12 protein-coding genes are annotated in these 21,515 nt (G+C 53.7%); 4 read left to right on the forward strand and 8 right to left on the reverse strand.

Annotation, left to right across the window (positions count from 1 at the left end; genetic code table 11):
• Positions 1-4 precede the first annotated feature (4 nt).
• From WC509_07225 to WC509_07235, 3 genes are all read right to left on the reverse strand, one after another.
• Positions 5-1,207 carry a DUF1015 domain-containing protein gene (locus WC509_07225; protein MFA5007243.1) on the reverse strand — a complete coding sequence of 401 codons (1,203 nt, stop codon included), beginning with the start codon at positions 1,205-1,207 and terminating at the stop codon, positions 5-7.
• 15 nt (positions 1,208-1,222) lie between these two features.
• Positions 1,223-2,569 (reverse strand): NADP-specific glutamate dehydrogenase, encoded by a 1,347-nt coding sequence (gene gdhA / locus WC509_07230; GenBank protein ID MFA5007244.1) that lies wholly within the window; start codon positions 2,567-2,569, stop codon positions 1,223-1,225.
• A 576-nt stretch (positions 2,570-3,145) separates the two neighbouring features.
• The gene (locus tag WC509_07235; GenBank protein ID MFA5007245.1) at positions 3,146-9,997 is read right to left on the reverse strand and encodes a leucine-rich repeat protein; all 6,852 of its coding nucleotides are present in this window, start codon (positions 9,995-9,997) and stop codon (positions 3,146-3,148) included.
• A gap of 1,183 nt (positions 9,998-11,180) precedes the next feature.
• Here WC509_07235 and WC509_07240 point away from each other — a divergent pair.
• On the forward strand, positions 11,181-11,903 hold the full coding sequence (locus tag WC509_07240) for a transposase (protein MFA5007246.1): 723 nt from the start codon (positions 11,181-11,183) through the stop codon (positions 11,901-11,903).
• A gap of 511 nt (positions 11,904-12,414) precedes the next feature.
• Here the strand turns inward: WC509_07240 and WC509_07245 are convergent.
• Positions 12,415-14,472 (reverse strand): hypothetical protein, encoded by a 2,058-nt coding sequence (locus tag WC509_07245; protein MFA5007247.1) that lies wholly within the window; start codon positions 14,470-14,472, stop codon positions 12,415-12,417.
• A 493-nt stretch (positions 14,473-14,965) separates the two neighbouring features.
• Between WC509_07245 and WC509_07250 the strand changes: the two genes are divergently transcribed.
• Both WC509_07250 and WC509_07255 read left to right on the forward strand, forming a co-directional pair.
• A complete protein-coding gene (locus tag WC509_07250; protein ID MFA5007248.1) occupies positions 14,966-15,364 on the forward strand; it encodes a Fur family transcriptional regulator in 399 nt (132 codons plus the stop codon).
• A gap of 29 nt (positions 15,365-15,393) precedes the next feature.
• Positions 15,394-15,861 (forward strand): hypothetical protein, encoded by a 468-nt coding sequence (locus tag WC509_07255; GenBank protein ID MFA5007249.1) that lies wholly within the window; start codon positions 15,394-15,396, stop codon positions 15,859-15,861.
• 244 nt (positions 15,862-16,105) lie between these two features.
• On the opposite strand, the gene WC509_07260 is transcribed toward WC509_07255, so the two are convergent.
• On the reverse strand, positions 16,106-17,587 hold the full coding sequence (locus WC509_07260) for an inositol monophosphatase family protein (GenBank protein MFA5007250.1): 1,482 nt from the start codon (positions 17,585-17,587) through the stop codon (positions 16,106-16,108).
• 209 nt (positions 17,588-17,796) lie between these two features.
• Positions 17,797-18,387, reverse strand: coding sequence for a hypothetical protein (locus WC509_07265; protein MFA5007251.1), 591 nt, complete (start codon positions 18,385-18,387; stop codon positions 17,797-17,799).
• Between the two features lie 487 nt (positions 18,388-18,874).
• On the opposite strand from WC509_07265, the gene glnA reads away from it, so the two are divergent.
• Positions 18,875-20,308 carry a type I glutamate--ammonia ligase gene (gene glnA / locus WC509_07270; GenBank protein ID MFA5007252.1) on the forward strand — a complete coding sequence of 478 codons (1,434 nt, stop codon included), beginning with the start codon at positions 18,875-18,877 and terminating at the stop codon, positions 20,306-20,308.
• A gap of 196 nt (positions 20,309-20,504) precedes the next feature.
• Here the strand turns inward: glnA and WC509_07275 are convergent, their stop codons facing one another.
• Both WC509_07275 and WC509_07280 read right to left on the reverse strand, forming a co-directional pair.
• Positions 20,505-20,771 carry a hypothetical protein gene (locus tag WC509_07275; protein MFA5007253.1) on the reverse strand — a complete coding sequence of 89 codons (267 nt, stop codon included), beginning with the start codon at positions 20,769-20,771 and terminating at the stop codon, positions 20,505-20,507.
• Between the two features lie 489 nt (positions 20,772-21,260).
• Positions 21,261-21,515, reverse strand: a 255-nt coding sequence (locus tag WC509_07280) for an IS3 family transposase (GenBank protein MFA5007254.1), incomplete at its 5' end; no start/stop codon positions are given.

Below are 21,515 nucleotides of genomic sequence, written 5' to 3' on the forward strand. Positions count from 1 at the left end.
TTCGTCATTTGATCTTGCGGCATTCCAGGTAGTAGCGCTTCTCGGTGGCTTCGCCCATCGAGAACGTCTTGCGGGGCAGGACGCCCTCCTTCGAGACGTACTCGACGAGGTCTCTCTTGTTCATCGGCGGGAGCGTGATCCCGACGGCGAATTCGTCCGTCTGGCAGACGGCCTTCAGGTTCTCGATCCCGTGGACGTAGTCGACGTGGGCGAAGGGATTCTTCTTCACGTAGGCGTCGACGTACTCCTGGATCAGCTTCACCGCCTCGGGGGCGGATTCGGGCAGGTAGAACGGCTTCGAGCCGCCCTTCTTGGTGTAGGTGAGGCAGAAGGCGTCTCCCCGTTCGAGGTCGTAGAGCCCTTCCATGAAGTCCTCGGTGGCGTTGAAGACGACGCGGTGGATCGGTTCGAACTGGAGTCCCTGGTCGTAGATGTTCTCGAGCTCCGCCATCGCGTAGCGGGCGGGATGCTCGAGCAGTTCGATGCCGGAAAGCGTCGGCTTGATCTTCTCCCAGCACGCCTTGGCGGCGGCGAGGGAATGGTTCCCGTCGCCGACGGCGAACTGGAAGCGGTGCGGGACGATCAACCGATCGAGTTCTTTGATCACGGACGCGGTGTCTTTGATCATGTAGCCGGTGACGTGGCCGCCGCCCATGTTCAGGTCGAAGTCGTAGACCTTCGGGAATTCGTTCCGCCGTTCGAAGAGACGCTCGATGATCCGGGATTCCGGATCGTCCATCAGGAGCATCACGTGCGGCAGTTCGAGGGGCGCGTCCTCGCGGATCTTGACGCGCGGCGGGATCCGGGATGCGACCGTCTTCTCGGTGCCGCAGACGAGCGATTCGTTGTCGGGGTCGGGGGAGTACTGGTCGAGGTCGACCGCGACCACGAGGCCGAGGCGGCGCTCCTTGTAGGGGGTCCTGCGGTCGAGCAGGATGAAGCATTCGCCGAGATCGCGGAAGACGCCGTGCTCGAGGTAGAGTTCCATCGTCTTGTCGATCCGGGCGATCCGCTCCAGCGGATGGTCCTCGAGGAAGGCCTCGGGGAGGATCATCTGGAGGGTCGAGGGGGCGGGTCCGACGTACCGTTCGAGATTATGCCAGTATTCCGGTTCGGAGGTGAACTGGTCGCAGGCGACGACCGCCCAGCGGGTCAGGTCGGTGCCCTCGCGGGGCAACAGGATGCGGGGGGGCTTGACGGCGCTCATCGGGATCCCTCCTTGTCAGAGGGTTCCCTGCTCGAGCATCGCCTGGTAGACCTTGAGGAACCCGGCGATGTTCGCGCCGGCGACGAGGTTGTGCGTGCCGGTGTACTTCATCGCGGCCTCGTCGGCCTTCTTGAAGATGCCCGCCATGATCTCGTGCAGCTTCGCGTCGACCTCTTCGAAGGTCCAGTTCAGATGCATCGCGTTCTGCGTCATCTCGAGGCCGGAGACGGCGACGCCGCCGGCGTTCGCGGCCTTGCCCGGGGCGAAGAGGACGCCGTGGGTGAGGAGGTAGTTGGTCGCGTCGAGCGTCGTCGGCATGTTCGCGCCCTCGACGACCATCCAGCAGCCGTTCCTGACGAGGGCTTCCGCGCTCGGCAGATAGATCTCGTTTTGGGTCGCGCACGGCATGGCGATGTCGCAGGGGATCGTCCAGATCGACTTCGTGTCGGGGTTGAAGACGGCCTCCGGATGGGTCAGGCGATACTTGTCCATGACGACGGAATTCGTCTTCGAGAGGTTCCTGAGGAGTTCGAGGTCGATGCCGTTCTCGTCGTGGATGACGCCCGCCATGTCGGACATGGCGACGACCTTCGCGCCCAGTTCGGTCGCCTTCTGGGCGGCCATCCAGCCGACCTTGCCGGCGCCGGAGATGATCACGCGCTTGTTCTTGAAGGTATCGTTTCGATATGCCCGAAGCATCTCCTCGGCGAAGTAGCAGACGCCGTAGCCGGTGGCTTCGCTCCGTCCGAGCGAGCCGCCGGAGGCGATGCCCTTCGAGGTGAAGACGCCGTTCCACTCGCGGTTCATCTTCTTGTAGAAGCCGAACATGTAGCCGATCTCCCGGGCGCCGACGCCGAGGTCGCCTGCGGGGACGTCCTCGTTCGGACCGATGTGCTGCCAGAGCTCGGACATGAAGGACTGGCAGAAGGTCATGATCTCCTGATCGGACTTGCCGGAGGGGTCGAAGTCGGCGCCGCCCTTGGCGCCGCCCATCGGCAGACCCGTCAGCGAGTTCTTGAAGGTCTGTTCGAAGCCGAGGAACTTGCAGATGGATTCGTTGACGTTCGGGGCGAAGCGGATGCCACCCTTGTACGGGCCGATCGCCGAGTTGAACTGGACGCGCATCGCCCGGGCAACGCGGATCTTGCCGTCGTCGCCGGTCCAGGTGACGCGGAACTTGATGACGCGCTCGGGTTCGACGATGCGCTCCATGACCGAATACTTCTCGATGTTGGGTTCCTTGTCGACGAGGACGTCCATCGATCCGAAGAACTCCTCGACCGCCTGGATGAACTCCGGTTGGTCGCCGTAACGCTTCTTGACATCCGTGAAGACCCTGTTGAGATAACCGCTGTTGAACATGCTTTCTCCTCGTACTTTCTTTTCTATTGTATTTCGCCTTTAGGCGAGTTGGTTCCGGCAGACAGAAAAAAAACAAATGCTGGGGTGACCGATGGAATGCTTAGAAAAAGTCCACCTTTCGAGACATTTGTTCTTGATCGGATTCGACGTTTCGGGAGGGCGACTCGTCTACCTCCGCTTGACCATCACCATTATACAATGAAAGCGCTTTATATGCAAGCCAAAAAGCGGTGGGATAGACATGAAAAGGAGATTCCACGACCATGATCGGCAAGACCGACCCATCGACGGTACTCACTTCGTCGATATGATGTTCTCTACATCGGGTAGAACGTTTATCATTACGATCGGGAAAAATCTGTTAGCAGGTCGTACCGGACCATCATTAAGGGACGATTGTGGATCGACCGATACCATAAACTCTTTCCGTCTTCTTCTCCGACCGATTTCCGTCGTGAAAAGCGAGAACCGGCATGTTCTCGCTTTTGAATGAGGTCATCAACTCGCGTTGACTGAGTGTAACGGTTTTTCACCAGGATTTCCGATTGACTTGCATCATAAGGCAGAGCGGGTTCTTCATGATCCCGTGTACCCCCAAACGACGGGGCACCCCATGCTGTTCCAGTCAACGCTCCATCCGGCCGGCAATGACGCCGCTTCACAATACACGTTGACGGATGACGAGCCGAGAAATTGATTGCCGCCCACGACAGTCACGGATTCGGGAATCAGCACAAACGATAATAGGTAGCAGGAATTGAAGACGCGGATTCCCAGGGTCGTCAACTCCTGAGGGAGCGATATGGAGGTGAGACTGGTGCATTGCCAGAATGCGTAGTTGCCGATGGTCAGGAGATCGTCCGGCAGATTGATTCCCGTCAAGGCGAAGCAGTTTTCAAAGGCGTTGTTCCCGATGCTCGACAGAAGCGATCCCGGTTCGAACGTAATCTGCGATAGATCACTCGCCGTACTGAAGGCAAAAGACTTGATGCTGGTGACTGACGACGGTATCGTGACGCTTTGGATCGAAGCGTTGGCGAATGCATACGATTCGATCGAAACGGTCGGCATTCCCCCCAGTTCATCCGGAATGACGAGATCCGTGCCAGAGAAACTCGGGGACAGCCCCATCACATAACTCCCGGACAGGCTCGCCATGTATTTGACGGCACCATCATCACCGAGTTCGATGAACCCCCAATATACGGGACGATTGGAGGCATTCCATGTTGAACTCCACTCACTCGGCTGTGAGGAAGCCGCACAATAGATGATGATTGCGGTTGCCTGATAAAAAGCATATCCGCCGATGGAGGCGACGCAATCCGGTATGTGGATTGTTTTCATTTGCGATTGGCCGCGGAATGCATCCGTGCGAATGCCGGTGACAGGGTATCCTTCGACGACCGGCGCGATGACGAAGTCCGTGGCCAGCGAACCATCCTGACGGCCGATGACGGTCGCCGTGTCGTCGGAGGATATCGCATATTCGATTTCATTGAAGACGACCGTCGATTCATATCCCCATACGATCGCTTGCGATGCCGTATACGTCCAGTTCTCATTCCACCCCGAGGGAGCGGAGATCCCTTCGACGAACAGGACCGAGGCTGTGCCGATTCCTTGAAATGCGCCCGATCCGATGGTCGTGACGGAGGTCGTGACGATGAACCTCATCAGTTTGGTCCCCATGAATGCCGCATTGCCGATCGAGACAAGGATAGGCTGGACATAAGTCACCGACGAAAGATTACTTGCATAGAAGAACGTATAGTTCTCGATCGTCGTGATCGGGGCGTTGACGACGAGAGATCTGATGTTGGTGTTGTTTCTGAATGCATTCGCGACCAACCGGATGACCGTCAACCCCGATAACGTTTCAGGAATCGTCATGTCCGATGCCGTCGAGCTTGTCGATGGACGGATGACGGTAACCGTATCGTCCTTCAATTGGGCATAGAGCCACTCGCCATCGTCGATTACCGTGGAAACATTGAAAACGCTCGGAGTCGTGGTGACGCCATTCCCGGCCCAGTCAACATCCCATGATGCAGGTGCCGACTCGAAGGAGCTCAGAAGAACCAGCTTCGTACACCCGGAAAATGCGTATGCACCGATGGTTGTCACGCTGGTAGGTACATCCAACAAGGCCAGTTTGCTGCATCCAGAAAACGCACTGGAGCCGATGGTGATCAACGAATCGGGCAACGTAAGTTGACTGACCTTGCTCAATGAACTGAACGCGCTGCTTCCGATCGTCGTTAACGTATCCGGCAAGATCAGCGTCGTCACATTGGTGACCCCGCTGAATGCGGACGAACCGATGCCCGTGACGCCTTCACTGACGATGATCGATGTCAATCCGGTACATCCGGAAAACGCTTTCGATCCGACTTCCTGGACGCCCCCGGGAATCGTCACGGCTTGAAGCGCAAGACATTTTTCAAAAGCGCTGTTGCCAATTGCCGTGACGGATGAAGGAATGGTGAAATGGAGTAATGCGCAATTATAGAAGGCGTATGCGCCGATCGTACCCAATGTGCCCGGAACGACGAACGACGCGAGTTTGGTACAGTTGTAGAATGCCATATCCCCAATGTCGGAGATCGATGCGTTTGTCACAAATGAAACCAATGAAACCGCACTGGTGAACGCCTCATTGCCGATCGTGATGATCGACGAGGAGAGCGTGACATTCGTGATGGCGTCGCATTCTCTGAACGCACCTTCCCCGATCGTCTCGACCGAGGCGGGCAATGTGACGCTTGTCAAGGATTTGCACTGGTAGAACGCATAATCGCCGATGGAGACGAGATGGTCGGGCCAAACAACGTTCGCAAGAGCCGAGCAATCATAGAACGTTTGAACCCCGATCTGCGTCACCTGGGCCGGGAAGGAAAACTCAGAGAGACCGGACGCACTGAATGCGTTTCCGCCGATGGAGACCACGCTGTCAGGCAACGCGATAGCGGTCAACGATGGACAATATGCGAATGCAGATGTACCGATTTCGGTCACGTCCGAGTGAATGAGGATGCTGTTCAATGCCGTGCAATTGCTGAACAGGGAGTTCGCAATGACGCCGATGTCTCCCCATATCTCGACGGTAGTCAACGATGTGCATTGGTAAAAGGCATGTGTGCCGACTGTTGTCACGCTTGCGGGAATCGTGATTTCGGTCAGGGACACGCAGCCAGAGAATGCATAATCGGAAATGGTCGTCAGCGACACCGGCCATGTGAGTTCCACAAGGGATGAACATTGTGAGAATGCATAAGAACCGATTGTTTCGATGGCCGACGGCAATTGCACGTCCACTAGATTCGTACAGCCACTGCAGAACGCAACGGGGATTTCGGATGCGGCAGAGAGGACGATCAACGTCGTCAATCCAGTGCATCCGGCGAATGCATATGTCTCCATCGAGACGATCGATTCGGGGATTGTCACGGATGTGATCGAGACGAGATCGGCGAAGGCCCGATATCCAATATGCGTCACTGCGACCCCAAGATATGAATTCGGGATGACGACGTTCACATCGGATCCTTCGTATCCGGTCACGGTATATGTGCCTTGCGAGTTCAACACGAAGACGAACGGATTCGGATCCCACTTCGCGTAGAGAACCAGTCCGTTCGATGTTGCATCGTAATACGGGAAATCGATGGAATCACCAAGCAGCTCGGCATTGTCATACCATCCGGCGAACAGGTATGCGACGCGCTGTGTCGTCGGCGACGACGACAGCACATAATCCGAGACGCTTTCGACCGATGTCCCGCCGTTCGTCTCGAAGACGAATGTTCTGTATTGCATGGTGAACGAGAAGATGACGGGACGATTGCTGTTGTTCCATTCGGAATCCCAAGTACTGCCGACCTGTGCAAGATTCGTGAAGATCAGCAGCGAACTGCATCCATTGAAGACATAACCCCCCATGTCGACGACTGTATCGGGAACATAGATGTCCGTCAACAAACGGCAGAATCCAAACGCTTGAAATCCGATGCCCGACAAGGGGGTGTTTTCCGGCATTTTGAACGAGACGAGTTTCAGGCAATGATAGAAGGCGTATTTACCAATCGTCGACAATGCAGATGAAGAGCCGAAAACGACGCGCGATAGATTCCCCGCACCCGCGAATGCATTGGCACCCAAGGTCTCGGCCGTGTTTGGCAGTTCGATTTCCTGGATCGTGGAATTTTCATAGAACGCAAACGGTCCAATGCCGACGACCGTCAAACCCGCGATCGATCCGGGAATCACGATGGTCGACGACGACAATGTTGTTCCGAGAATCATCCCCTTGTCGCCTTGAAGAACCGCATAGCGCAACCCATCCGCGATTTCCGTGCGGATGAATCCGTACACGACTGGAAATTCAGAAGGATTCCATGGCAGGGAATTATTCTGGTTGACGTCTCCTTCGGTCCATCCGTCAGGAGCGGCTTCTGCTTCTGCGTAGATCACAAGGAGCGGACTCAATAGAAATGCCATGGATCCAATTGTCTGCACTTCACTTGGAATCACGACGCTCGTCAGTGATTCGCAACCATAGAACGCTTCGGACGCGATCGTGTCGATGGTTCCGGGCAGCACAACGGAGGTCAGCGTGATTCGATCGGCGAACGCTCTCGCGAAAACCGTCGTGACGGTCATTCCTTCGAGGGACTCGGGGATGACCAGTTCGGACGGAGCATATCCGGGAGACAAACCCAAGATCACCGCTTCGCCCGAACTGGTGACGGCATAACGGTATTCGCCGTTTATCCTTGTTTCTTGATAATCCCATAAAACGGGTCGATTGCTATCGTTCCAGCTCTGTTTGTTCAGTTCATCGACCTCCCAGCCGGTCGGTTTGGTAGCCGCTTCGGCAAAAATCAATAGCGATGGGCTTTGTAAGAAGGCACCCACACCGATTGACACGACACTTGACGGAAGATACGCTCGCTGCAACTGGGTCGCATATTGGAATGCGTTTGAACCGATCGTGACCACGCTGTCGGGGATCACGATATCGGTAAGGGAGGAACACATGGAAAATGCTGCATAACCGATCTCCAACAGTCCCGTCGGCAACGTGACATCCTGAAGCAGGGAGCACTTGGCGAACGCGGACGAGCCGATGACTGTTAAGGCGGAAGAGGTGGCGAATGTGATCGATGTTAACAATGGAGAAGAGTAGAACGCCATGGCGCGGATTTCTCTGATCGATGCGGGAATCGACAACGATTCCATCAACGAAAGTTCACGATAAGCATCTTCATAGATGATGGAAACCGGCATTTCGTCGATGAATGCGGGTACCTGGACGGAAGATGCGTTGATCGATTCATCGACCGACCAGATTCCAACGGTATGATCAGAATGAACGATATATTCATACTGACTGTTTTGGCGCGACTCCACATACCCCCAGACGAACTGTCCGGTCGTTCGGCACCACTCCTCATGCCAGGCTTCCGGCTGTTCGGCGGACCGCAAGTAGAGATTCATGTTGCCCGTGATCGCATTTCTGCCGATCGAGGTGACGGAAGCTGGGATGATGAGGGATGTGACGTTTGAAAGACCGTAGAGTCCGTAATCTTCGATGACGGTCAATCCTTCCGGCAGTTCGATCGAAATCATGTTGGTACATTGAAAGAACGCAGAGTGTTCGACGCTCCCGACGGTTTCGGGAATGACGATCGAGGTCAATGTCTGGCAGCCACTGAACATCTTCCCAGAGAAACCGATGAGGTTCATCCCATCGATCTGTGACGGCAGAACGACATCGGTCGGCACGAATCCCGCCGCGAGTTCCAGCAGATAGACTTCGTCAGTTGAGGTGATTGCATAAACGTACTCGTCGGTCCTGTCCGTCGAACGGTAATTCCAGACCACATCCGCCATGTAATAATCCCAACCATCCGACCAATTCGCCTGTCTTTCCCCAGCATCGACCAGCAGGATGATTTGATTTGACAAAGCGAAGGCATACTCGTCGATGACGATGACGCTTTCCGGGATTTGGACATATCGCAGATCGGTACATTCGCCGAACGCCCATGATTCGAGGCTCAACAGGCCCGAGGGAAGGGCGACTTCCGTCAGACGGTTGCACGCGTGGAATGCGGCGTACCCGATCGACAGCAAGCGATCCGGCAAATCAATCTGGCGGAGATTATCGCATTCGTTGAAGGCATAATCCTCGATCGTCCTCAAGTACGCCGGAAACGCGAAGTCGACGATTTGATCCATTCCCGAAAAGGCCGATGGGCCGATGGATGTGACGGGTAATCCTGCGATGGTATCAGGGATGATCACGGTGCTCTCGGTACCGACATATCCGACGATGCTGATCTGCGTCCCGCTTGACTCATATTGGATTCCCGTGGTCAGAGGAGCACACAGGTTGTACATGACGTGGATCACCGAATCGGCATCCCCATAGATGACATATGATCGGAAATACCCATTTTTCGACAACGGGAAACTCATCAGGAACTCGTGGGTCGTCCCGTTGATCTTGGATCCGGCATATTGAACGACCCCTACCGCATCGAATGTTGGATCGACGATCGACTCGTGATACAACACTCCGTATTCGATCAGAGTGGCATCGACCGGTAACTTGAACTGGCATAGATAGGATTGATACCCCGGACGAAGATGCACCGGAGTGCTCATCGATACCATGGCCTCGGGAGGAGTGTTCGGTTCGCCGAAAACGGCGACGATCTCTGTTTCTTCCAGGACCGTGAACGAATATTGGGTCTCATAACTGACGATTCTGTTTCCGATCCGCCAAAATTGGAACGAATCCGATTCCAGGAGTGCGTTTGTGGAGACGGTGATCACCGTATTGACCTGATAGGTCCCCCCGCCGGAACCGTTTACGACGCTGATCGTGCGGATATCATCGACGACTGCAGGAGAATACTGAAGAACGGTGACAAGATCCTGCGTGACGTTGGCGTATGTTGAACTCCATTTGGGGGTGGCGAAGACCATGCCCGGTTTGGAAATCGACGATGTATCCGGCTCGACCGCCGATCCTCCCGAAGCCACGTACTGCAAATCGATCAGTCTGCCGTTGGCATCCATGAAGGCGACTACGTTCTTGGCCGATGGTTTGAACACCGCGATCAGATGCATCGAAGAGCTAACGATGAACTCGTGATCAATCGCATAGTCCTTCTGCACGGCACCGTTAACGATCCAAAAAGAAAAGACGAATCCATCGATATCCTGCAGCGAACTCGTCAATACCACCCTCGAACCGTACTGAACATCGTGAACGACAGTTGAGATGGTATTAGTTTCGTCAAAATACGTTTCGACAACGATATCGACCGCCGATTGATATGAAGCCGAGACTTCCGTTGTACGTACTCCGAACACGGTTTGACATAGTGCAAGCAAGATCGTCGCAAGGATTTTCATTTGTTCACCCTTCCTAAAAAATCTCTTCTCCACATAAAGTTGCTGATCCGAAATCGCCGCTCGTGGCAATGGTCGAATCAAGCGTGAACTCGATCACTTGGACATCAGGCGACTCGTATGGTTGTTTCGTACTTTCCATCACGCTCATCACTCCCATGCTATTTTTCTCATATAATGAATATAGAGCCAAACGACTGGTCAAGTCGCAATCGAAAAGTGGACCGCGACATGCTATTCCATTTCATTAATTATAGGAATGCATCTCGCCATCGGATCGATCGTATCAACACAATAGATGTCCATGATGATGGTGCTGTTGTCCTGTTGATGTTCCAGATGAAATGTCTTGCTGGTTTGAATGGACAAGTTTCGGAAGCGCTCGTCACGAATTGATATCGATGGAATGATCGGAAAATTAAAAATGACATATCGAAGATGAGCCTTTGCGCGCGATGCCAAATCGAAGTCAAAATGGTTTTTTTGGTCGATTTCGGAGAGAGTTTGATATATTTTATCATATAACGCCGCGTGAGTATATTGTGTAATGAAAAATATTAATGAAACGATTCATGAAAAGAACCATCAACTTCACTTGCCGATCGACTCGATTGTCATATAATCCGTCTGTTCAGTGAGATCTTCTTTATGACCACTTAGGTGGTCGGTTGACAACACAACATTACACACTCAACAATCTGCTATGACGCCAATTGAGGCGAAGAAGTGATCATGTAGATTCTCTTTTTGAAGTCATCAACAGAATATTTGAATGGTGATTCTTGTTGTAGACAATTCGAAACGATGACCCCACCTCGACATCATCCATAACACTCACCTGTTGCAATAAGTCGAGTAATCGTAAAGGGTGACGAAGCGCGACCCGGAAGGAAGACATGTGTATATCTAGACCGACGAACACATCCAGATCAATTCATCACGTGCTATCACGCTTTGGTTCTTTATCGTCTACTCAAACTCAGAACCGACAATCAATACCCTCTCCATCAATTGAAAGAATGCTAGACAACACAAGAGAGGTACTTCCGGATCAATTGATCTGTATAGTGACTGTACAATATCTTGTGTAAACGAGTTTTTGAACGGCCGCACCGTTCGGACATGAAAAGAGAAATCCCTTGTGTATGATAGGTTTGCCGACTCACCATACACAGGAGGATTTCCCATGCATATTTTTTCCACGAAGCTGATCCGTTGTCTCGCAGATCGCGTAAATATGGAAGAATCCATCCAAGAACTGTTAAGATCGAAACTCGAAACCGCCGTCAATGAACTTCTCAAACTCGAACTGACCAGATTTCTGAACTACGAGAATAAAAACCGGATCGGATTCAACTCCAGAAACGGTCGCTATCTGAAGAATACGCGGTCATCTACCAAGGCGACCTATGTCCCCTTGCGAAGGGACACGGTTCAGAAGGAAGCGATCCACATCGTCCTGGGAATCACGATGGACGGCACGAAGGAGATGCTCGGCTATGCCGACGCTCCGTGCAAGTCCGCCGTCGCGTGGGAGACGCTGCTGGGAGATATTCGATCAAGGGGCGAGAAAAGGCCCTTGCTGTTCGTGGTGGATGGCCTCAAGGGCATTGAAGAGGCGATCCTGCGCTTTTATCCCAAGGCGGGAATCCAGCGCTGTCTCGTTCACGTCATGCGGAATATCGCCAGTCACGTTCGCGTGAAGGACCGGATGGAGATCCTAGGTGATTTCAAACAAATCCACAGGCGGGACTCGGCCGCCGCGGCCGTGTCCGTCTTGGATGGTTTCGTCAAGAAATGGAATCCAATCCATCCCAAGATGATCGCATCGATCCTGGAGAACCGGTACCTTCTGACTTTCTACGAGTCCCCGCGGAGAACCGACCCTCGCTCTATTCCACGAACCTGATCGAGAACTTCAATAAGCATCTGAAGCGCGATCTCAAGGCGAAGATCCAATTCCCCTCAGAGGAGTCGATGGACAAGCATCTCGTTTCCTGCATCGAATCCTACAACTTTCGCATGGGGGTCCTGGTTCATCGCGGATTTGGTTCAGTTCTCCCTGAACTGAACCAAATCATGGACAGAAGATACAATGACCAAATTGAACAAAAAGACTGAAAGAACAAAGAGTCAAAGCAACGGGTATTCCGGATTCATTGTGTCTACCCATTTACACAACATTCTTGACAGTACTCGTCCGGCCATTTCTTACAACACATATGATGGTTCATCAGATATGCATATAAATGATCAAGAGATGAGAAGAAGGAGCATAGCAAATAGATCGACAATCTATCATACCGATAGAAAGCCGGGCATGATTATCGATTCCAACATTGATTCATCACGCATAATCGCTACTTGGGAACACTCCGGACGGAGGGGTTATCGAAAATTCATATATATTCATTTACATCCTAATATAGCATATATTGAAGAGGTGACCAAACCACCCTGAACTTGAAGGTCCCTGTAGAGGTCCAATTATAGCCACGCACGCGAACGAAGATCGCCTGGCCTTCCTCGAGGTAGAACGCCGTCTTGAAATTGGTGCCGAGACCACCGCCATCGACGGATGAGATGATGTTTTCCATGGATTGATTGGGAACCGGGAGATTGAAGAAATCACCCACGGTATTGGTCGTTCCGGTGGTGTAGAACTCATACACGGCGGCCTCGGGCGCCTCGAACCGGAACCAATGGTAACCGCCGACCGTGAGTGAACGCGTGACGATGAGATCGAGTTGCGCATGATAGATCGTCGGCAGGTACAGCGTCTCAAGTTCGGACGGGTACGGACCGGTCAAGGTTTCCGGTGTGTCGTCGATCGAGGATGCGAAGATCCGCCAATACACGAAGGAACTGGTCGAGGAGAGGATGGCTCCCCATCCAGCATCCGAAACCGTGATGGACGATCCGTCGGTATATTCCTCCGACTCGTACAGGATCGCACCATCCTGGTCCATGACCTGCACGGTGAAGCGGTTGTTGTAATATGGATCGGAACCACCCACGATCGTCCAGGTGAATGTCGGTTTCAGATATGAAGCCGGCCCTTCGACGACGGGCTGGACATTGAACGAGTATGCCCGCAGAAGCGTGCCGAACAAGTCCGAAGCCGAAGTGACGCCTTGATTCTGGAAATGCATCGTCACTTTCTGAAGGAAATCCGAAATGTATGGCGTATCATCGGCCGACCCGACAGCCAGATCGAAGACCGTCTGATCACCAAGCGACACGGTATCGAAGCTTTCTCCGATTCCATCCGCAATGTCATACAGCAAGCCGGCGACGCTCAGTTCCGTCCCTTCTCCTTTCGACATCTGCTCAGCCGATAGGTTTTCCAGGCTGTACGTCGCGTAATCGCCATCGCCGACTCCGCTGATACCCAGATTGCCGGCTTGCATCGTCTCCTGGCATCGTGTCGAGAAGTAATATGCCCATGCTTCCGACCAAATCAACGTAGCGGCGTCGTCTTTATCCCTGTCCAGATAATGCAGATCCTCGATCCCATGCTGCGCCATCAAGAAACTGGTAATCTCATACTCGTGTGCGACATAATGACCGAATTCGTGCAGGATCGTATCCCAGATATGGTCACAGGGAATGGATGGCGTGGGCAGTGCCGGAGTCCAATTCAGATAGATCGTTTCCAGATACGTGATGGGAAGGAAAAAGGAAGTTCCGGTCGTGGGAGTGACATAGAGGAAATGGTTGTCCCGATTCGGAACGAGTTGATCGAGATAGGCGAATCCCATGTTCAATGCCTGGCAGATGACGATGTTCTTGTTCGAGGCGTCGGTATATGAAGGGGCGAAGTTGATGTAAAGGTAATGATCACCGTCTTGGTAATCGATCGTCTCGTACATGCGGATGTATGACGCTGCCGGAAGAACCCCGTTCACGACGTTGCTGACGCGATAGTCGTCCGTTTCCGTCAGGATCTCAACCGTCAGGTCATATCCGTTCTCTTCGGCCGAAAGATCGTTCACGAAGACGATCAGCGCTTGACCCGTGGTCCCCGTCATGGCCGTATAGAGTACGGTTCCCGACGAACATGCCCCGTCGCAGGCGAGAACCTTCATTCCGGGAGCGTTGTGCAGGTTGCCGTTCTGATCCGAGTAGCGAATCCAGACGGAGATCAATATCAACTCTCCTGCTCCGCCGTCCGCCCCGCCGGGATCAAGCGTCGCCGTTTGCTCGAACGGTCTCCTGATGAGCGTCTCGCTCGCGCCGAGACGTCTTGCGGGATATGTTGGAATGGATTCGATCGTCGGTGCAGGAGCTTCGATCTCCGTGGGCGTCGATTCGAGAAGGTAGGCGAGTGAATCGGGACTCAATTCCGCATGTTCGCCAACAACCTCGGATTCGACGGCAGCCGATTGGATCGCGGAATATGAAGCGGATGCCATTTGACCAACGACGATGCTCAATACACCCAAAGCGATGACCAGAATGCAGAGATTCTTTTTCATGGTTTCCTCCCGTGTTTAATTTGAAAAGCGATGATACAGAGGCGATTGCATGCGACAAGATCCTTGATCACCGATGGCAGGATTGGGTTCGAAATCAAGTGAAATATGATTATCGTGTCGGCGTCTTGCCTCTAATTAGATATAGTAGCATGTTCTTTTTATTTTTCAATATCAATGTCGAAAGATTCGCTTTTAATCGAAGACCCTGACCTATATTCACGATTGATTCAAACAGCCCTGTAGGGCTGAAGGCTTGATGTAATATTTTCACGAACCCGCCAATCCGCGAAAAAGATTCTCATATCGTTCTCTTATGGGTGTCAACGGCTTCAAACCCAACAAATCGATGCGATTCCAGTACGGTCGCACGCCATTCATTGGAAATTCGACTGGTTGTGGCATATCATCTGTTGATCCAAATCATTTTCTTCTTATTGCAATTCGTTTGCATTAGTGTTACAATTATCCTGTAGAGACGGGAAGAAGGCATAGCATGCAGGAACGGATGACCGAACAGAAACGCATCGTCATCGAGACGCTCGAGAAGGCCGATCGTCCGCTCGCAGCGAGCGAACTGCATACGCAGGTCCTGACGGCGCTCCCCCAGATCGCTCCTTCGACGGTCTTCCGCATCCTCGACCGTCTCGTGGCGACCGGACGGGCGACGCGGACGACCGATCCGGAAGGTGTCTTCCTCTTCGCCTTCGCCGGTCGACAGACGAAGCCGCTGATCTTCTGCACTTCCTGCCACAAGCTCTTTCCGGTCACGGGTCATGCGTTCGAAAAGCTCTTCGAACAGCTCGCCAAGGCGACCGGCTTCCTCTTCCCCGAAGCGCCCGTCCAGTTCCCGGGCATCTGTCCCGAATGCCAATCGAAAAAGGCCGCCCGCTAGGCGGCCGAACATGAAGGAGGTCCATCACCATGGATGAATTCCTGATCCGCTTTATCCACGAACTCGGCGCCAACCTGGCGCTCGCGAAGAATTTCTTCTTCTTCGTCGAGACGCTCGCCAAAGGACTGAGCCGGATGCAGACGGGCACGTCGTCGGATTTCTCGATGATGACGTGGCTCGCGTTCTGGAACGGCGTCGCGCAATACTTCTTCGGTCTCTACGGGAAGAAGGGCGAACGCACGTTCGCCGGTCTCTTCGCCCACCTCGACCGTCACCCCGAGCTCGTCCCGTCTTCCAAGGCTGGATACTATCGGGCCGTCTCCGCCCGCGCCCGGACGCGTTGGCAATCGGATCGACCGACGCACTACGGCATGGAGCGGATGTTCGACGACATCGTCTTCGCCAACGAGATGTACGTGAACCTCTGCAACCTCTACGACATCCGAAGCGACGGCCAGCCGCTTTCATCAGTCGAATCGGTCCATCGCGTTCAGTAACCCTCGCAGAATCGGAATACGAAAAGCCCCTGTTCCAGACGCTCAAGGATTCGAGCGCGTCGTGAAACAGGGGCTTTCGACTATTCAGCGGGCAGGAGGAGGCTCTTCCGTCCTTCCCACATGGCATCCTTGACCGATCATCCTTCTTCAAGCCGGTCCAAACGGCGGATCGATGCGATCGCCCGCAAAGTTTGGACGTCTCAGGCAGAAACCCCTTTTCCGATCGCGATGGGGATTCCCTTCTTCACGCTTCGGACGAATCCAGATCGTAATTGATGTAGAAATGCAGGAACCAGGCTTTCCCGAACGCGTAGTTGAAATCGGCGTCGCGATTCGTCCTGCATACGTTGAACACGCGGAAGTAGGAGCTGAAATAGACGATCTGCATGAGGACGAAGTAGAGGAGGAGGGCGAAGACGGTGAGGGCGACTCCACCTGTCAACAGCTGGGTCGCGAACCCAAGGCATGCCATCGACATGATGATGTGGATCTCGTACATGAGCGTCTCGGCGCTGAAGAAGGCTTTCATTGCTCCCTTCACTCGGCCATGCTTGGCGGGATCCTTCTTCTTCAGGATTTCATAGAAGACGGACTGGACGAGATCCTTCTTGATCTTTCCCTCTTCGTAGTTGAACAACTGCGAGATCGTCTGGCAGCATGCCCAGTACACCTCCTTGTAGACCTTGTACCTGACGATGACGATCCCGAGGATCAGACCGATCATGAACAGCCCGAAGAAGAGCCATGCGATCATCCGGGGACCGATCCCCTCGATGCTGTAGGACAGCGGGATGACGAGCGAGACCAGCGTCAGGTAGAAGGCGATGATCTGGTCGCGTTTCGACTGCTGCAACGTCAGCTCGTCGTGCGCGTTCTCATACAGTCCGGTCAGATCATAATCCACGTTCTTCTTCAGGCACTCTTGCTTGGGTTTGACTTGCACGAATCTCTTCGGTTCACGCACGTTCTGGCCTCCCTTCATATGTCGCGCGATGATCGAGCGAAGGATCCGGTCATTGGCGACGGTATTCGCCGCGGCGACCGAGACCGCTCTGGACGCCTCGAGCGATCGGTCGAACGCGGTTTCGATTCGTCCCCCGGCCTCCGAGAGGACGATGCTGGCGCCGGCATAATCCCAGGGGAAGACGCGGATCTCGAAGAACAGGTCGACGCGTCCGCATGCCAGATAGCACAATTCCAGGGCACACGATCCGAACCGACGGATGTCGGAACATCGGGCGTAGACATCCTTCATGATCTTCAGGCAAATCGGTGCCAGACGCTTGTCGTATGTGCTCAACGCAGTGCAGAACAAGGCGTCTCCGAAGGAGCGATCCGACACGTGGATCGGTCGATCGTTCAGGTACGCTCCCTGACCTCGAAGCGCATGGAACATCTCGCCACTCAACGGGCTGTACACGACGCCCAGCTCGATGGTTCCATCCACGAGCAAACCAACGCTGATCGCCGAATGCGGAATCCCGCGGGTGAAGTTCATCGTCCCGTCGATCGGGTCGACGATCCACGTGTACTTCGCGTAGGTCTTGACCTCGTTCTCTTCGCCGAGAACGACGCTGCCTTCGATCAGTCGGGAAAGCTCTTCATTCAGGAACCTCTGAACATCGATGTCGGCGGACGTGACGAGATCTTCCTTGACGCCCTTGACGTTCACCTCGACGGATCGATCGGACATTAGTTTGGATGCTTCGACAACGGTTTCTTTCACGGATTGTAGAATCTTCTGCATGGGTTCACCTTGCTCCTTATTCTTTGAAGAATCATGTTGGGTTTACTCCTTATGCCTTTAGGTGTCACTTGGTGGAAAAATCGAATCGGTATGCTCGGCTAAGGTCGTAGTTTGATTCTACATTCATCTCGTCTTCGTCTATCGGCATGCACTGCATCGAACTGATGATGCCGCCAAATACCTTGTTCCTAGGCGACGGGAAGCAAGGTGCTCTCGAGTCGATCCAGTTCGATGGGAATCGCCGTGGATCCCAAGGTGTACTTGACCATCGCCCCGGCCGAGACTTCAATCAGGGATGGCGTTTTGATGGAAATCTCGTCGATGGACTCGAGGAAGGCGTCGCGATCTCCAACGGTCAGTTCCTGCACGACGGCCGTATCGACGACGAACACCGCGATTCCCGCATCTTTTAACAGGGTAAGCACTCCGGCGACTTCGGCTTCGATGGCGACACAGTGTGAACAGGCGTCGTTATACAAATAGACGAAATAGTGTGCGAGGGGCTGATCCAGTTCGTCGGTCTGCGACATGATTTCATGGTAGTACCCCAATGACGGCAGGTCCTCAAGCACCGGCTGCACCGCGGTCGTGACAGTCGTGGTGGTCGACGCTTCGCTCGTTTCAATGATCGTTTCCGTCGTTGTTTCCGTCGTCGGAATCGCGGTTGTCTCGATCGGCTGCGTGATGGTGGTGACGGTGGTCAAGTCCGTCTGGATCCCGAACTGGCAGCTCACCGGCATCAAGGTGATGAGAATGAGATACAGGAATGCTCGTTTCATGGAAATCCTCCTCCTATTGCATGTCGTGCGGATGGAGCGTTCACGGAACCCCGTCGCCAAGGCGACCGCGAATCGTCGGCAGAAAAAGCCATCACAACGGTCGCGCCTATATTACTCCCGGTCTCCGAACGATGAAAGCCGGAAGACGTGCGGTCGATTCAATGATGAATCATTGCATTTAATGAAATCATAATCATTTTTTCCGTGCTTGGCAAGACGTTCCACGAAAATATCAACGATTCGCAATCACATTTCGATGACAGATGGTTTGTTCCACCGACGACAGGACCACCGATGAAATCATTCCCGTCGGGAAGAATCCGTCGGCGATGGTTCGAAGAGGCGAATGACGGTACCCGGGAGAAAGAAACGCCGAAGCGGATGAAAGGAGGCGAAGCGATTTTCATCCCGCGTGAAGGTCGGGTTCGCTTGATGCGTGATATCATAAAAGAGGCGCTCCAAACGGAGCGCATCGAGGAGAGCAAGCATGTTCAAGAACATCCAGGAAATGCTCGAATACGTCCACAGGGAAAACGTCGAGATCATCGACTTCAAGGTCACCGACATGCAGGGGACCTGGCATCGCCTCTCGATCACGAGGCAGAAGCTCAAGGAAGACATCATGACGAAGGGCATCGGCTTCGACGGATCGTCCTACGGCTTCACCACCGTCGACAAGTCCGACATGGCGATGGTCCCCGACGTCACGACCTGTTATATCGATCCGACCAAAGCGGTGAAGACGATCGCCTGCATCGCCGACATCTACACGATCGAGAACAATCGGCTGGTCCGTTACGAGGACGACCCCCGCTACGTCGCCGAGAAGGCGGAGAAGCTGATCCTCTCGTCCGGCATCGCCGACGAGATCCTGCTCGGCCCGGAATTCGAGTTCTACGTCCTCGACCACGTCTCCTTCGACATCTCGAACAACCACATGGAAGTCCGCCTCGATAGCGAACAGGCCGAATGGAACGCATCCCGCTCGGATGTGCAGAACCTCGGCCTCCACGTCCGGAGCCATGGCGCCTACCATCTCGATTCGCCGTTCGACCGCGCCTACGACCTCAGGACGGAAACCGTCCTCGCGGCGGAGAGGATCGGCGTCCCGGTCAAGTACCACCACGCCGAGAACGGCGGACCAGGCCAGTGCGAGATCGAGGTCGAGTTCGCCTCGATCCGGGAGATGGGCGACCGTTCGATGAAGCTCCGCCATCTCCTCCGCAACCTCGCGGAGAAGCAAGGCAAGGTCGTCACCTTCATGCCCAAGCCGTTTGGCTCCGAAAGCGGATCCGGACTCCATGTCCACCTCCTCCTCAAGAACAAGGGTCAGTGGATCATGTACGACAAGGACGGATACTCCGGTCTCTCGCAGACCGCCCTCTATATGATCGGCGGCCTCCTCACCCATGCGAAAAGCCTCTGCGCGATCACGAACCCCTCGACGAACTCCTACAAGCGCCTCGTCCCCGGGTTCGAGGCGCCGGTCACGATCGGCTATGCGACGTCCAACCGGAGCGCCGTGATCCGCATCCCCGGATACGCCGTCGACGAGACCGAGAAGCGGTTCGAGTACCGGAGTCCGGACGCCACCTCGAATCCGTATCTGGCGTATGCGGCGCTCATGCTCGCGGCATACGACGGCATCAAGAACAAGATCGATCCATCCGGGAACGGGTTCGGTCCCTTCGACTTCAACCTGTACGATCTATCCAAGGAGGACCAGGCCAGGATCAAGGGACTCCCGACGAGCATCCCCGAAGCGTTCGCGGCATTGAAGGAAGATCGGGACTATCTCCTCAAGGAAGGCGTCTTCTCCGCGAAGTATCTGGAATCGTTGGAAAAGCGATTAATGCAGGAACATTCCAAGATCCAGCGCACGCCCCATCCGCTCGAATTCGACTATTACTTCAACCGATAATCATCCTCATTAATCGAAGACCGTCATCCGGCGAATCGAATCGCCCGCGATGACGGTCTTTTCATGCATCATATCATTCTTACATTCCACGAGACTCCGTGACCATGATTCCGATTTTCATTCGGACATGAGGTTACGTAGATAAGTCGGATGCTAACGACTCGAACCACTCCTCCATGTCCAATGAACATCAACTTCATTTCAGTTTCGAAACCGCTCGCTCCCTCGCAGAGGTCATTCGCGATGCGAATTGCTGATCCCATGTCGATCGAAATTCTTCGATGAAATCATAGGTGGTGCACAATCCGTTCAAGGTTCTCAGATCCTGATCGATCCTTTCCAGATCGGCCACGGCAGCTTGAAATTCGACGTTCTTTCTTGCATCCTCATCGAACACCTTTGCGGCTTCATACTCTCTCTCATTCAACAGCTTTGTTATCTTGTTGAATCGAATGTCATCCATTTGTTCCTCCCTGTATTGCATCCGTCACGATGCCATGACATCGCGTGACGTTTCGTTCGCCATCCTTTGGATGCGTGTCGTGCGTCGGTCGAAAGGCTGCGTCGAAATCGATTCAAAAGTCTTCGAAGCCGATGTCGCCTCCGAGCGTCCTAATGTATCTGACAACCGTGGCGCTATAGGTCATGGTCGCTGTGTAGTCATAGAAATTGACGTAGAAACTGTAGAGGTGTCCGGCGTAAGGTTCGTGAAGGTATAGGTCATGGTCCCAAAGGGAGCGATGATACCGACATAGATGTCGGGCGTCGAATCGTTCTTCTCGGCATAGACCTTCACATAGTTTCCCGATGTGTTGGTGTACGTGAATTTCACCGAGGTTTCGGTAACCAACACGGTCGTGGATTAAGTGGTTTTTAGTGAGTGGTTTTGCGTTTTTTCATCTTGGTACCTTTGTTCTGTTTTGAATCCATTCCTTTTCATTTATCATAGCACCTAAACCGCACAAAGGGAAGACACATTACTAAATCTATATCCGATTGGCGTTTGATAATTCAAGGTCGAGTGGATCCGCTTGCGATTGTAGAAGAGTTCGATGTAGTCAAACAAATCCGCATTGACTTCGCTAAGGTCACGATACGTCCTGCGATAGATCCGCTCCTTCTTCAACTGAGCGAAGAAGCTCTCGACACAGGAGTTGTCGTAGGGACATCCGCCTCGAGACATGCTGCCATGCATCTTGTATGACGT

It is taken from the genome of Candidatus Izemoplasmatales bacterium (genome assembly GCA_041649275.1).
GTDB lineage: Bacteria > Bacillota_I > Bacilli_A > Izemoplasmatales > Hujiaoplasmataceae > UBA12489.

Coding starts and splice junctions, on each gene's coding strand:
- WC509_07225 (MFA5007243.1), bottom strand. CDS start 1,207: ATGAGCGCCGTCAAGCCCCCCCGCATCCTGTTGCCCCGCGAGGGCACC.
- gdhA (MFA5007244.1), bottom strand. CDS start 2,569: ATGTTCAACAGCGGTTATCTCAACAGGGTCTTCACGGATGTCAAGAAG.
- WC509_07235 (MFA5007245.1), bottom strand. CDS start 9,997: ATGAAAATCCTTGCGACGATCTTGCTTGCACTATGTCAAACCGTGTTC.
- WC509_07240 (MFA5007246.1), top strand. CDS start 11,181: ATGCATATTTTTTCCACGAAGCTGATCCGTTGTCTCGCAGATCGCGTA.
- WC509_07245 (MFA5007247.1), bottom strand. CDS start 14,472: ATGAAAAAGAATCTCTGCATTCTGGTCATCGCTTTGGGTGTATTGAGC.
- WC509_07250 (MFA5007248.1), top strand. CDS start 14,966: ATGCAGGAACGGATGACCGAACAGAAACGCATCGTCATCGAGACGCTC.
- WC509_07255 (MFA5007249.1), top strand. CDS start 15,394: ATGGATGAATTCCTGATCCGCTTTATCCACGAACTCGGCGCCAACCTG.
- WC509_07265 (MFA5007251.1), bottom strand. CDS start 18,387: ATGAAACGAGCATTCCTGTATCTCATTCTCATCACCTTGATGCCGGTG.
- glnA (MFA5007252.1), top strand. CDS start 18,875: ATGTTCAAGAACATCCAGGAAATGCTCGAATACGTCCACAGGGAAAAC.
- WC509_07275 (MFA5007253.1), bottom strand. CDS start 20,771: ATGGATGACATTCGATTCAACAAGATAACAAAGCTGTTGAATGAGAGA.